Source organism: Nonomuraea soli (assembly GCF_013761175.1).
Lineage (GTDB): Bacteria > Actinomycetota > Actinomycetes > Streptosporangiales > Streptosporangiaceae > Nonomuraea > Nonomuraea soli.
This window is the reverse complement of the sequence record NZ_JACDUR010000003.1, coordinates 961,090-973,922: the sequence shown is the minus strand read 5'-3', so window position 1 is coordinate 973,922 and position 12,833 is coordinate 961,090. Positions and strand designations below refer to the sequence as shown.

Annotated in this window: 13 protein-coding genes and 1 riboswitch; of the genes, 7 read left to right on the top strand and 6 right to left on the bottom strand. The window is 69.9% G+C overall.

Annotated features, from left to right (window positions below):
- The 3 genes from panC to HNR30_RS17505 all read right to left on the bottom strand — a co-directional run bounded on the left by panC (position 1) and on the right by HNR30_RS17505 (position 2,169).
- On the bottom strand, positions 1 to 810 hold the full coding sequence (panC, locus tag HNR30_RS17515; RefSeq protein WP_181610893.1) for a pantoate--beta-alanine ligase: 810 nt from the start codon (positions 808 to 810) through the stop codon (positions 1 to 3).
- Positions 801 to 1,691, bottom strand: a complete 891-nt coding sequence (locus tag HNR30_RS17510; RefSeq protein WP_181610892.1) for a Rossmann-like and DUF2520 domain-containing protein — start codon at positions 1,689 to 1,691, stop codon at positions 801 to 803. The genes panC and HNR30_RS17510 overlap by 10 nt, the downstream gene beginning before the upstream one ends.
- A 256-nt stretch (positions 1,692 to 1,947) precedes the next feature.
- Entirely contained in the window at positions 1,948 to 2,169 is a 222-nt protein-coding gene (locus HNR30_RS17505; protein WP_181610891.1) for a chaplin family protein, read from the bottom strand.
- Positions 2,170 to 2,326: 157 nt separating this feature from the next.
- Between HNR30_RS17505 and HNR30_RS17500 the strand changes: the two genes are divergently transcribed.
- The 4 genes from HNR30_RS17500 to HNR30_RS17485 are packed head-to-tail and all read left to right on the top strand — an operon-like array spanning position 2,327 to position 6,314.
- Entirely contained in the window at positions 2,327 to 3,283 is a 957-nt protein-coding gene (locus HNR30_RS17500; RefSeq protein ID WP_181610890.1) for an SAM-dependent methyltransferase, read from the top strand.
- A 4-nt stretch (positions 3,284 to 3,287) separates the two neighbouring features.
- Positions 3,288 to 3,770 carry a cation:proton antiporter regulatory subunit gene (locus HNR30_RS17495; protein ID WP_181610889.1) on the top strand — a complete coding sequence of 161 codons (483 nt, stop codon included), beginning with the start codon at positions 3,288 to 3,290 and terminating at the stop codon, positions 3,768 to 3,770.
- Entirely contained in the window at positions 3,771 to 4,937 is a 1,167-nt protein-coding gene (locus HNR30_RS17490; protein WP_181610888.1) for a cation:proton antiporter, read from the top strand.
- A gap of 33 nt (positions 4,938 to 4,970) precedes the next feature.
- Positions 4,971 to 6,314 carry an FAD-binding oxidoreductase gene (locus HNR30_RS17485; RefSeq protein ID WP_181610887.1) on the top strand — a complete coding sequence of 448 codons (1,344 nt, stop codon included), beginning with the start codon at positions 4,971 to 4,973 and terminating at the stop codon, positions 6,312 to 6,314.
- Here HNR30_RS17485 and HNR30_RS17480 read toward each other — a convergent pair.
- Together HNR30_RS17480 and HNR30_RS17475 are read right to left on the bottom strand one after the other, a co-directional pair.
- Positions 6,272 to 7,450, bottom strand: a complete 1,179-nt coding sequence (locus tag HNR30_RS17480; RefSeq protein WP_181610886.1) for a cytochrome P450 — start codon at positions 7,448 to 7,450, stop codon at positions 6,272 to 6,274. The genes HNR30_RS17485 and HNR30_RS17480 overlap by 43 nt on opposite strands.
- Entirely contained in the window at positions 7,450 to 8,169 is a 720-nt protein-coding gene (locus tag HNR30_RS17475) for a TerC family protein (protein WP_181610885.1), read from the bottom strand. The genes HNR30_RS17480 and HNR30_RS17475 overlap by 1 nt, the downstream gene beginning before the upstream one ends.
- Positions 8,170 to 8,270: 101 nt before the next feature.
- Positions 8,271 to 8,386, top strand: a riboswitch (SAM riboswitch).
- Positions 8,387 to 8,421: 35 nt separating this feature from the next.
- Here HNR30_RS17475 and HNR30_RS17470 point away from each other — a divergent pair.
- On the top strand, positions 8,422 to 9,711 hold the full coding sequence (locus tag HNR30_RS17470; RefSeq protein ID WP_181610884.1) for an aminotransferase class V-fold PLP-dependent enzyme: 1,290 nt from the start codon (positions 8,422 to 8,424) through the stop codon (positions 9,709 to 9,711).
- Here HNR30_RS17470 and HNR30_RS47810 read toward each other — a convergent pair.
- Positions 9,708 to 10,445 carry a DoxX family protein gene (locus HNR30_RS47810; RefSeq protein ID WP_246378642.1) on the bottom strand — a complete coding sequence of 246 codons (738 nt, stop codon included), beginning with the start codon at positions 10,443 to 10,445 and terminating at the stop codon, positions 9,708 to 9,710. The genes HNR30_RS17470 and HNR30_RS47810 overlap by 4 nt on opposite strands.
- A gap of 120 nt (positions 10,446 to 10,565) precedes the next feature.
- Here HNR30_RS47810 and HNR30_RS17460 point away from each other — a divergent pair, with 120 nt between their 5' ends.
- Together HNR30_RS17460 and HNR30_RS17455 are read left to right on the top strand one after the other, a co-directional pair.
- Entirely contained in the window at positions 10,566 to 11,723 is a 1,158-nt protein-coding gene (locus HNR30_RS17460) for an NADH-quinone oxidoreductase subunit D (protein ID WP_181610883.1), read from the top strand.
- On the top strand, positions 11,720 to 12,817 hold the full coding sequence (locus HNR30_RS17455) for an acyltransferase family protein (protein WP_220133623.1): 1,098 nt from the start codon (positions 11,720 to 11,722) through the stop codon (positions 12,815 to 12,817). Before HNR30_RS17460 ends, HNR30_RS17455 begins: the two co-directional genes overlap by 4 nt.
- The last annotated feature ends 16 nt before the right edge of the window (positions 12,818 to 12,833 follow it).

Here is a 12,833-nt window from a genome sequence, read left to right as displayed (position 1 = left end):
TCACAGCTCCAGGAGAACGTTATCGATCAAGCGAGTAGTCCCGATACGGGCGGCTACGGCCAGGACGGCGGTCCCGTAGTACTTGTCGTCGACCTCGGTGAACGTCGCGGGGTCGACCAGCACGAGGTAGTCGGGCTCGATCCCCTCGCCGGCCAGGACGGCACGAGCGGCACGCAACACGGCCGACGGAGCCCGCTCGGCCTCCCCCGCCCGCAACGCCCGCGACAGGGCCAGGGCCCTGACCCGCTCGTCGGCCGAGAGGTAGACGTTGCGGCTCGACATGGCCAGCCCGTCGTCCTCGCGCAGGGTGGGAGCACCGACGATCTCGACCGGCACGTTGAGGTCGGCGACCATGCGCCGGATGACCGCCAGTTGCTGGGCGTCCTTCTGGCCGAACAGCGCCACGTCGGGCCGGACCAGGTTGAAGAGTTTCAGCACGACGGTCAGCACACCGTCGAAGTGGCCGGGACGGACCGCGCCCTCCACGATCGTGCCCATGGTCCCGGACGAGACGGTCACCTGGAGCGGCGAGGGGTACATCTCCTCGACCGAGGGCGCGAAGACGGCGGCCACGCCCTCGGCCTCACAGGCGGCCAGATCCTGCTCGAAGGTGCGCGGATAACGGGAGAAGTCCTCGTTGGGCCCGAACTGCAGGGGGTTGACGAAGACGCTGACCACGACGTGGTCGGCGTGCTTGTGCGCCAGGCGGATCAGCGAACGATGACCCTCGTGCAGGGCTCCCATGGTCGGCACCAGGGCGACCCTGCCGATCAGCTCGGGGAGCTCGTCACGCGTGCGTGCTAGGTCCATATGTTGCCTCCCAGGGCGTCCAGGAGACGCTCGGCGGCTTCGGGCTTGAGCAGCCCGGCGGCCAGCGCCCGGTCCGCCGTGAGCCTAGCGAGCACCACGTAGGCGTCGGCCGCCTCGGGTGCCGCCAGGATCAGCGCGTCGACGTGCTTGCGCACCGTGCCCGCGTCGCCGCGCACGACCGGGCCCGTCAGCCCGGAGATGCCCAGCCGCAGCACGTTGTCGAGCGCCGCGCCCAGCAGCGGGCCGAGCATGCGGCCCGGGTGCTCGACGCCGATCTTGCGCAGCAGTTCGGACGATTCGGCGATCAGGGTCACCATGTGGTTGGCCGCTCCGGCCAGGGCCGCGTGATAGAGCGCGCGGTCGGAGTCGTCGATCCAGACCGGCTCGCCGCCCATCTCGAGGACCAGTGCCTCGGCGATGGGGCGCAGCGGCTCGGGCGAGGTGACGCCGAAGGAGCAGCCGGTGATCCTGGTGAGGTCGTCGTCGCGCCCGGTGAAGGTCATCACCGGGTGGAGCGCCAGCGGCAGCGCGCCCTCCCTGATCGCCGGCTCCAGGACCTGCAGGCCGTACGCGCCGCTGGTGTGGGCCAGCAGCTTGGTACGGAGGTCCGCTCCGGTGGCGGCCAGGCCGGTCACCAGGTCGGGCAACGTGTCGTCCGGCACGGTCAGCAGGATCAGGTCCGCCGCGCGCACCACTTCGTCCGGCGGCACGGGCTCGACGCCGAGCCGTTCGACCGCCCATCGGTGCGAGCGGTCGGAAACACCGCTCGCGGCCACCACCCTGTGCCCTGCCGTCGCGAGCGCCGCGCCCAGGGCCGAGCCGACCTTGCCTGCCCCGAGCACGCCGACCTTGAGCCGGCCTGGCCGATCACCAGCCTCCATGCCGACCAGAGTAGTCGGAGCTCCGACTCTTACCCCGCGTGACGTGACTGGGGTTTTGCCGCGAGTTGAGGTAGCGACAAAACAGACAAGGGCATACAAACATCGCACCCCCTGCCGCAGGAAATCGAACGAGGGGATCGATTCATCGCATGACAGCAGGCGCCGGGTTCCGCTTGAAACCGACGCCCGCTTGACGATGTGCTACCCATGGAGGTGCAGCCCGGTCGGTCGACGAACCGACCGGGTCTCCCGGTTTCTAGCGGTGCACGTGGGCCGAGGCGCCACCCTTGCAACCGGCGATGGCCGTGCCCGCGATGGCGAGGGCGTTGCCGCAGACGTTGATGGGCGCCGTGATCGGCAGGAAGATCTGGTTCCCCGACAGCACGCCGCTCTCACCACTGGTGATGTCGGCATGGGCCGGGGCGGCCAGGGACATCAGCGCGAGGACACCGGCGACGACGGCGGTCTTCTTGAGCATGAGGAACTCCTCTCGATAGGGGCGGAACCATCGGCGGCGACCGCGCCCGCTGGGGGTCGGGCCGGGCGATGTTCCGATGACAGTGCGTAACGTTAGCGCAAAGCGATCACAACAAGTAGTCAGTTAGATACTCAGCGTGTCATGAGATAGTCATGACATGTGGCTCACCTGGCGCGCGGCAATGGAGCACGCGCTCTACGGCGAAGACGGCTTCTACCTGCGCGAGCGCCCTTCCGGCCACTTCCGCACCTCCGTCGGGCCGATCTTCGCCGCCGCGGTGCTGCGCCTGCTGGTCCGCACCGACGAGGAGCTCGACCATCCCGGGCGGCTCGACCTGGTCGACATCGGCGCCGGCGAGGGCGAGCTGGGCGCGCGGGTGCTCGAGAGCGCTCCGGACGAACTGCGTTCGCGCCTCCGGGTCACCGCCGTCGACCTGTCGGACCGCCCGCACGACCTGGCCGCCGAGATCGCCTGGTCGACCACCATCCCCACGGGCATCACCGGGCTGGTGATCGCCAACGAGTGGCTCGACAACATCCCCCTCGACGTGGTCGAGCTGACCCCCTCGGGCCCCCGGCTGGTCATGGTCGAGACCGAGACCGGCGAGGAGCGTCCGGGCCAGGCACCGCACCCCGACGACTGCGCATGGCTGGCACGCTGGTGGCCGCTGTCGCGGGTGGGCGACCGCGCCGAGGTGGGCCGGGCCCGCGACGCGGCCTGGGCAGCCGTGCTCGTACGGCTGGCACGAGGCCGGGCGGTGGCCATCGACTATGCACACCCTGTGGATAACCGTCCCCGTTTCGGAACTCTCGCCGGATATCGCGACGGTCGTCTGGTCTCTCCCATACCCAACGGGACCTGCGACATCACCGCCCACGTCGCCCTTGACGCCTGCGCTGCGGCGGGTGAACGGGCGGGCGCGTTGTCCACAGAGTTGTCCACACAACGCGAAGCCCTGCGCGAGCTGGGCGTCACCGGTCTGCGCCCGCCCCTCGACCTGGCCCACCACGATCCGCGCGGCTACCTGCGCGCGCTGTCGGCTGCCACCGGGGAGGCCGAGCTGATCGACCCCTGCGGCCTCGGAGCCTTCGGATGGCTGGCTCAGCTACGGTAAAAGGGTGGATATCCAGCAGACCGCCCTGCCCGGGATCGGGCTGAAACACGAGTTCGACACCCACTCGGGCCGCCACATCGCGGTGATCTCCCATCGTTCCGGGCGCCGAGACCTGATCGTCTACGACCGCAACGACCCCGACCGCGCGTGCGAAGCCATAGCGCTCAACGACGACGAGGCCGACGCGCTCGTCGAGCTGCTCGGCGCCCCCCGCATCGTGCAGCGGCTCAACGACCTGCACCGCGAGATCGAAGGCCTGGTCAGCCTGCAGCTCCCCATCCCGGCGGGCTCCCCGTACGCCGGCCGTACCCTCGGCGAGGCGCGTATCCGCACCCGCACCGGCGCCTCGGTGGTGGCCGTCGTGCGGCGCGGCCAGGTGCAGACCAGCCCCGGACCCGACTACCGCTTCGAGGCGGGCGATGTCGTGGTCGTGGTGGGCGACGAGGAGAACACCTCCGAAGTCTCCGACATCCTCACGGACGGATAAGTGCACCACACCGCGATCGTCTTTCTCGAACTCGGTGCCATCGTCCTGGCCCTCGGCGTGCTCGGCGCCCTGGCCCTGCGGTTCGGCATCTCCCCCATTCCCCTCTACCTCGTGGCCGGGCTCGCCTTCGGCGAGGGCGGCCTGGTCCCCCTGGAGACGAGCGAGAGCTTCGTCGCCATCGTCGCCGAGATCGGCGTCGTCCTGCTCCTGCTCACCCTCGGCCTGGAGTACAACGCCAACGAGCTCGTCACCAGCCTTCGCGGCAACGCCCTGGCGGGCGTGGTCGACCTGGTGGCCAACGCCGCGCCCGGCGTGATCGCCGCGCTGCTGCTGGGCTGGGGCCCGGTCGCCGCGGTGGCCCTGGGCGGGGTGACGTACATGACCTCATCGGGCATCACCGCCAAGGTGTTGTCGGATCTGGGATGGATCGGCAACCGAGAAACGCCGGTCGTCCTCAGCCTCCTCGTCTTCGAGGACCTGACGATGGCCGTCTACCTGCCCGTTCTCACGGCCCTGCTGGCCGGGGTCGGTGTGCTGAGCGGGGCGGTCTCCGTCGGCATCGCGCTGCTGACCGTCACCGTCGTGCTCGTGGTGTCGCTGAAGTTCGGCCGCTTCATCGAGGCCTTCGTCAGCAGTCCGAGCGCCGAGGTGCTGCTGCTCAAGGTTCTCGGCCTGGCCCTGCTGGTCGCGGGCATCGCCCAGCAGTTGCAGGTCTCGGCGGCGGTCGGCGCCTTCCTGGTGGGCATCGCCCTCTCGGGTGAGCTGGCGCACGAGGCTCGGGCTCTGCTGGCGCCGCTGCGCGACCTGTTCGCCGCGGTGTTCTTCGTCTTCTTCGGGCTCCAGACGGACCCGTCGAAGATCCCTCCGGTGGTGGGGCTCGCGGTGCTGCTGGCGGTGATCGGCATGGCGACCAAGCTCGCCACGGGCGCCTTCGCCGCACGCAGGGCCGGGGTGGCGCGAGCCGGCCGGGCCAGAGCGGGCATCGGCCTGATACCCAGAGGCGAGTTCAACATCGTCATCGCCGGTCTGGCGGTGGCCGCGGGCGTGCATCCGGATCTGGGACCGCTGGCCGCGACCTACGTGCTCATCCTGGCCGCCTTCGGACCGCTCGCCGCCCGGCTCGTGGAACCGCTGCTGACCCGCCTGGTACGTAGTTCTCCCAGCTAGCGGGCGATCTCGGGGCGGGCCGACACTCGGGGCATGTCGTTGAACCTCGTCCAGCCGGGTGACTCTGAGTATCCAGCTCTCTGCTCTGCGTGGAACGCGGGACTCCAGCACCGGCCCGCCCTGATCCTGGCCGCCCGGTCGGCCGAAGAGATCGCCGAGGCCGTCGCCCACGCCTCGGACCGCGGCCTGCGTGTGCGCGTGCAGGCCACCGGCCACGGCGCGCTGCGCCCGGCCACCGGCGACGACCTGCTGATCGTCACCTCGGGCATGACAGGGGTGACGATCGAGGACGACACCGCCCTGGTGCAGCCGGGCACGAAATGGAAGGCCGTGCTCGACGCCGCCCACCCCCACGGGCTGGCGCCGCTGCTCGGCAGCACCAGCGACGTCGGGGTGATCGGCTACAGCCTCGGCGGCGGGCTGGGCTTCCTGGCGCGCAAGTACGGCCTGGCCGCCGACGCCATCGTGGAGCTGCAGCTGGCCTGCGGCGACGGCAGGCTGCGCTGGGTCGACGACACCAGCGATCCGGAGCTCATGGGCGCGATGCGCGGGTGCGGTCCGAGCTTCGGCGTCGTCACCGCGATGCGCACCCGCCTCGTCCCCGCCGCCGAGGTCTACGGCGGCACCATGTTCTGGCCCGCCGAGCTGGCCCGCGAGGTGATCCTCGCCTACCGGTCGTGGGTGAGCGGCACCCCTGTCGAGCTCACCTCGGCCGTCGGCGTGCTGCACGTGCCCGACCTGCCGTCCATCCCCGAACCGATGCGCGGGCAGTCCTTCACCCGCGTCTGCCTGTGCCACTGCGGTCCCGACTTCTCCGGCGTCGAGGAACTGCTCGCCCCGCTCCGCGCCGTCCCCGGGCTGATCGCGGACATGACGCAGCGCATGCCGTCCACGCGCATGGACGAGATCACCATGGACCCGACCGAGCCGCTGCCGTTCGCGATCCGCGGCGAGATGATGGCAGACCTGACCGACGAGGCCGTCGACTACCTGGCCTCGATCTCACCGCGCGAGCGGGAGCCGTACCTGCTGTGGCTGACCCGCCACGTCGGCGGCATGCCGTACCGCAACGCCGGGCTGGGCTGGGCGCAGGGCGAGTTCGTGACCGAGGCCGTCAGCGTGGTGCCCGACGAGAGCCTGGCGGGCGTCGTGCGGGCCTTCGGCGACCGGTTCTCCGCCGGGCTGCGCTCGGCGGCGACCGGCTACACGCCGCTCAACTTCGTCGGCTCGCCCGAGGAGACCGGCCTGGCCTTCACCAGCCAGTACGGCACGCATCTGGCCGAGCTGAAGAAGCGCCACGACCCCACGAACCTGTTCGGCGGCGACCGCCCGCTTCAGACCGACATCTCCAGCGAGCGCAACCCGCGGATGATGTAGTTGCCCGTCCATTCGGGCTCGCGCAGGAGTTCCGGTTTCGGCGCCTTCCGCAGGAGGGCGCCGAAGGACTCGATCAGCTCGATCCTGGCCAGCGGCGCTCCCAGGCAGAAGTGGATGCCCGCGCCGAAGGAGATGTGCGGGTTGTCGGCCCTGCCCACGTCGAGGCGGTCGGGTTCGGCGAAGACCTCGGGGTCGCGGTTGGCCGAGCCGAACAGCAGCGCGACCTCCGCACCCTTGGGGATGGCCACCCCGCCGACCTCGATGTCCTCGAGCACCCAGCGCTCGAACATCTGCAGCGGGGTGTCCCAGCGCATCAGCTCCTCGACCGCGGTGGGCAGCAGGCCAGGGTCCTCGCGCAGCCGCGCGAGCTCCGCGGGGTTCCTGAACAGGGCCCACCAGCCGTTTCCGGTGACGTTGACGGTGGCCTCGTGACCGGCGTTGAGCAGCAGCACGCAGGTGCCGACCAGCTCGTCCATGGTCAGCTCGTCGATGGCGGCCAGGGCGGCGATCAGGTTGTCGTCGCCCGGGTCGGCGGCCCTGTCGCGCAGGTAGTCGCCGAACTCCTGAGCGGCGCGCACGGCGGTGTGCTGGGCCTCGATCGGCGGGTTCAGCTCGTACATCCCGCAGATGTCGGCCGACCAGGGCCTCAGCAGGTGGCGGTCGGACTCGGGAATGCCGAGCATGTCGGCGATGACGGTGACCGGCAGCGGCTCGGCCACCTCGGCGATCAGGTCGCCGCCGCCCTTGGCGACGAAGGCGTCGACCAGGCTCTCGGCCGTCTTCCTCACGCGGGGGCGCAGGGATTCGACCATGCGCGGGGTGAAGGCCTTGGAGACCAGGCGGCGCAGGCGGGTGTGGACGGGCGGCTCGACGTCGAGCATGCCGGCCCTGATCACCCGCCAGAACGGCTCCTGGAAGTCCGGCTCGGCCGGTTTGCCGAACTCCTCGTGGGTGGCCAGGTGCAGGTAGGAGCGGCCGAGGCGGCGGTCTCTCAGCAGGGCGTTGACGTCGGCGTGCCGGGCGACGAGCCACTGCCCGGTCGGCTCGAAGAAGCTGACCGGGCGGTGCTCGCGCAGGTCGGCGTAGACGCCGTAAGGATGAGCAACGAAATCCGGATCCCAAGGATCAAAGCGCACTATTTCACTTTAGAGCGGCTCCGCACCCGGATGTTGAGCAGTTCCACGATGAGCGAGAACGCCATCGCGAAGTAGATGTAACCCTTCGGAACGTGCTGCCCGAAGCCCTCGGCGATCAGCATGACGCCGATCAGCACCAGGAAGGAGAGGGCGAGCATCTTGATGGTCGGATGCTTGTCGACGAACCTGCTGATCGGGCCGCTCGCGAACAACATCACCAGCACCGCGACGATGACCGCCGCGACCATGACACCCAGCTCGTCGACCATGCCGACCGCGGTGATCACCGAGTCGAGCGAGAAGACGACGTCAAGGATCATGATCTGGACGATCGCCGAACCGAAGGAGCCGACGGCCCGGCCGCCGCGTTCCTTCTCCTCGTGCGACTCCATGCTGTGATGAATCTCGATCACGCTCTTGGCCAGCAGGAACAATCCGCCGAGCAGCAGGATGAGATCTCGGCCCGACACCTCGTGACCGAGCACGCTGAACAGCGGCTCGGTGAGCTTGACCACCCACGACAACGCGAAGAGCAGGGCCAGCCGGCTGATCAGCGCCGCCGCCAGGCCCAGCACCCTCGCCCGGTCACGCTGCTCCGGAGGGAGCTTCCCGGCGATGATGCTGATGAAAATGATGTTGTCAATGCCCAGAACGATCTCAAGCGCGACCAGGGTGATGAACCCGATCCATATTTCTGGGTTGGCCACCCAGTCCCACATCGCGAACCTCCTTGCGTCTCAACCTGCACACAACGATCGTGCGTCCCGGAAAGTTCGCGACTTGCGTTTTTCGCCCCAGTGTCGGTTATAGTTCGGGCGAAGGTCATGAGTGCCAGCGCACAGCCCCGGCTTGCTGGCCGGCAACCCTCGCGTCCGCGGCGGGGTGCCCCGGGTGAGGACCTGGTCCGTCACGGTCGGTGGCGGGCAAGCGCGGGCTCCGCAGCGGGCCCATGGCCTCTGAGGAGCACTGCCGTGTCCACGCTCAGCATCTTTTCCGGCAACGTCCCCGCCCAGGCTCAGGCCCAGGAGCAGCAGCACGGCCACCGGCCGCTGCCCGCGGTCCTCGGCACCGACCTGGAGGTCCCCGTCAAGGGCGGCAAGCTGGTCCGCTACGCCAACCTCGACTACGCCGCCAGCGCGCCGTGTCTGGAGCCGGTCAGCGCGGCCGTCAACGCCGCCCTACCGGCCTACTCCAGCGTCCACCGCGGCGCGGGCTACGCCTCCCAGCTCACCACCCAGCGCTACGAGCAGGCCCGCCACACCGTGCGCGCCTTCGTGGGAGCCCGCCCCGACGACGCGGTGATCTTCACCCGCAACACCACGGACTCCACCAACCTGCTCGCCCGGTGCCTGCCGCAGAACGCCACCGTCGTCGTCTTCGACACCGAGCACCACGCCTCCCTGCTGCCGTGGGCCGACGTGGTCCGGCTGGCGCCGCCCGCCTTCCCCGGCGAGGCCGTGCGCGCCGCCGACGAGGCCCTGCGCGAGATCGACGGGCCGAAGCTCCTCGTGGTCACCGCCGCCTCCAACGTCACCGGCGAGCTGTGGCCCATCGCTGCCCTGGCGCACATCGCCCACCGCAACGGCGCCCGCATCCTCGTCGACGCCGCCCAGCTCGTGCCGCACCGCCGGCTCAACCTGACCGCGCTCGACCTCGACTACGTCGCCTTCTCCGGGCACAAGCTCTACGCGCCCTTCGGCGCCGGCGTGCTGGTCGGGCGCCGCGACTGGCTGTCGGCCGGCGAGCCGTACCTCAAGGGCGGCGGCGCGGTGCGCGCGGTGGCCGACGAGATCGAGTGGCACGAGGACGCCGAGCCGCGTCACGAGGCGGGCACCCCCAACGTGCTGGGCGCCGTGGCCATCGCCGCCGCCTGCGACGCCCTGTCGGCCACCGGCTGGACCGAGCTGGTGCGCGAGGAGGAGCGGCTGATCGCCCGCCTGCGCGCCGGGCTGGCCTCCGTCGAGGGCGTGCACGAGCTGTCGCTGTGGGGCCCCGAGCACCCGCGGGTCGGCATCGTCTCCTTCGTCGTCGACGGGTACACCGCTCGCGAGGTGGCCGAGGCCCTGTCCGGCGAGTACGGCATCGGCGTGCGCGACGGCAAGTTCTGCGCGCATCCGTTCGTGCGTCACCTGCTGGGCACCTCCGACGGCGGATGCGAGGACCCGACGGCCTCCGCCGTACGGGCCTCCATCGGCCTGGGCACCACAGAAGAGCACGTCGACCGGCTCGTCGAAGCCCTGCGCGAGCTCCTGTCGCGTTAGGGGCCCGCGGGCGGCTCGGGCGGATCCTGCCGCGCAGAGGACGGCGGAGCAGGCGGCGGCCCAGACTGTGGCCCGGACGGCGGCGTTGACGGCGGCGCCGACCGTGGTGCCGACGGCGGCGCCGACTGTGACGATGACCGCGGCGTCGGCGGGTCCTCGGCGACGAGCGCGTCGATCTCGGTGAGCTCGTCCTGGGTGAGCCGCTGCGAGGGCACCTCCCTCTGGGCGACGGGCGGCGCGGCCTGTCCTGTGGTCACGGTCGTGGTCACCGGAGCGGTGGTTCCCGGCGCGGTGGCGACCTTGTACGCCTCCTTGCGCTCCTTGTTGCGGCGCATGACGCCGCCGAACAGGCCGTCCAGGCTGATCCGCCCCGGCCCGGCGACCATCAGGAGCAGGCAGCCCGCGCCTAGCGCGCCGACCAGCTCCCAGCCGTTGTCGGCGACGAAGATGCCGTTGTAGATGTGCACGTAGGCGATGGCACCGATGCTGACCGCCAGCAGGGCCAGCGCGACGATGCGGGTGATCAGGCCGAGCACCAGCAATGAGCCGCCGCCCAGTTCGGCCACGGCCGTGAAGGTCGCCGCGGCCTGCGGCATCGGCACACCCGCCTGGACGAACATCTGCGTGGTGGCGTCCAGGCCGTTCTGCCACTTCTGCCAACCATGGGCGATGAAGATCACGCCGATGGTGACTCGCGCGATCAGCGCGCCTAGGTCATAGACGATCTTCCCCATGACAAATCCCCCCGTTCATCACCTTTCTCCCCAGGTGGATCACCCGAAATGCGGAACCTTGCCGTTCCTTGACCAAGTGGTGCGCTGGATCACCCGTTGTGTGGGTGGCAGCATGGGCCTATGACAGAACGGGTGGTGGGCATCGGAGCGGGCGCCGCCGAGGTGGGCAAGGAGCTCGCCACCGAGGACATGGTCCTCAACATCGGCCCCCAGCACCCGTCCACGCACGGAGTGCTGCGCCTCAAGCTGACCCTCGACGGCGAGCGCATCTCCAGCGCCGAACCGATCATCGGCTACATGCACCGCGGCGCCGAGAAGCTCTTCGAGGTCCGCGACTACCGCCAGATCATCATGCTCGCCAACCGCCACGACTGGCTGTCGGGCTTCGCCAACGAACTCGGCGTGGTGCTGGCCGCCGAACGCCTGCTGGGCATGGAGGTGCCGCCGCGCGCCGTGTGGTCGCGCACGCTGCTGGCCGAGCTCAACCGCATGCTGTCCCACCTGATGTTCCTCGGCTCCTACCCGCTGGAGCTCGGCGCCATCACCGCCATCTTCTACGCCTTCAACGAGCGCGAGCGCATCCAGGCCGTCATGGAGGAGATCTCCGGCGGGCGCATGCACTACATGTTCAACCGCGTCGGCGGCCTCAAGGAGGAACTGCCGGAAGGCTGGCTCGACCGCGTCTCCCAGACCCTGGCAGAGGTACGGCGGCGCGTACCCGACATCGAGGGGCTCATCCTCGGCAACGAGATCTTCCTGGCCCGCACCAGGGGCGTCGGGATCCTCACCCGCGAGCAGATCATGCAGTACGGCGTCAGCGGCCCGATCGCCCGCGCCTCCGGCGTCGACTTCGACCTGCGCCGCGACCAGCCGTACCTGGCCTACAACGAGCTGCCCGTCAAGGTCGTCACCCGCACCGCCGGCGACTGCCACGCCCGCTTCGAAGTGCTCTACGAGCAGCTGCTGGTCTCGCTCGACCTGGCAGAACGCTGCGTCGAACGGCTGCGCGAACTGCCGCCGGGGCCGATCAACCAGCGCCTGCCCAAGGTGCTGAAGGTGCCCGAGGGCCACACCTACGCCTGGACAGAGAACCCCCTGGGCATCAACGGCTACTACCTGGTCTCCAAGGGAGACAAGACGCCGTGGCGGATGAAGCTGCGCGCCGCCTCGTACAACAACGTGCAGGTTCTCCGCGAGATGCTGCCCGGCCACCTGGTCGCCGACATGGTGGCCATCCTCGGCTCGATGTTCTTCGTCGTGGGTGACATCGACAAGTGAGCTCTCCGACACCGCGTGACCCGTACGTCGACTGGCTGCGCGCGCTCAGCCTCATCGTGGTGGTCGTCTGGCACTGGGCCTTCACCATCCTGCAGTGGACACCCGAAGGGCCCATGCCGACCAGCCCGCTCGGCTTCACCTCCGGGCTGTGGATCCTCACCTGGCTGCTGCAGGTGCTGCCGCTCTTCTTCTACGTCGGCGGCTACGTGCACCTGCTGTCGTGGGACCGGGCCTGCGCCCGCGGCGTCGGCATCGGCTCGTTCGTGTGGCGGCGCATCCGCGCGCTGGCCGTGCCCGCCCTCGTCCTGTCGGCCGCGTGGATCACCATCGGCGTGATCGTCACCATCGTCTTCGACGTGACGTGGATGCCCCTGGTCGTGCTGCTCATCCTCAGCCCGCTGTGGTTCATGGCGGTCTACATCGCCCTGGTGGCGCTGCTGCCCGTCGCGCTGTGGCTGCACCGGCGCTACGACGTGCTGGCGCTCATCTGGCTGGGCGGCGCCTCGCTCGTGGTCGACGTCGTACGGCTGCGCTACGGCGTGGAGTGGGTGGGATGGCTCAACATGATCCTGGTGTGGGGCCTGGCCCACCAGGCGGGCTTCTTCTACCAGCGGATCGTGGTGCTGCCCAGACGCTACGACTTCGCGATCCTGTGGACCGGGCTGTTCGGGCTCGTCGGGCTGGTGTACTCCGGCATCTACCCGGGCTCCATGGTGGGGGTGCCGGGCGACAAGTGGTCGAACATGGCGCCGCCCACCTTCGTCATCGTCTGCCTGCTGGTCTTCCAGATCGGGCTGGTGGAGGTGCTGCGCCCGACCATGGAGCGCGTGCTGCAGCGGCCCAGGTGGAAGAAGGTCAACTCGACCATCAACCGCTACGCGCTGCCGCTGTTCCTCTTCCACACCACCGGGATGGCGATCGCGCTGGGCATCTCGTGGGCACTGCTCGGCCGTCCAGGGGCGCACACGCCGCCCGACCTGTACTGGTGGCTGGAACGGCCCATCGCCATCCTCGGACCGCTCATCTGCACGGTGCCGGTGATCGCGCTGTTCACGCGACGGCGGGCCGCCAGGGAGAAGGCTCCCGTTTCCTGAAGTTCCGTCAGCGCCG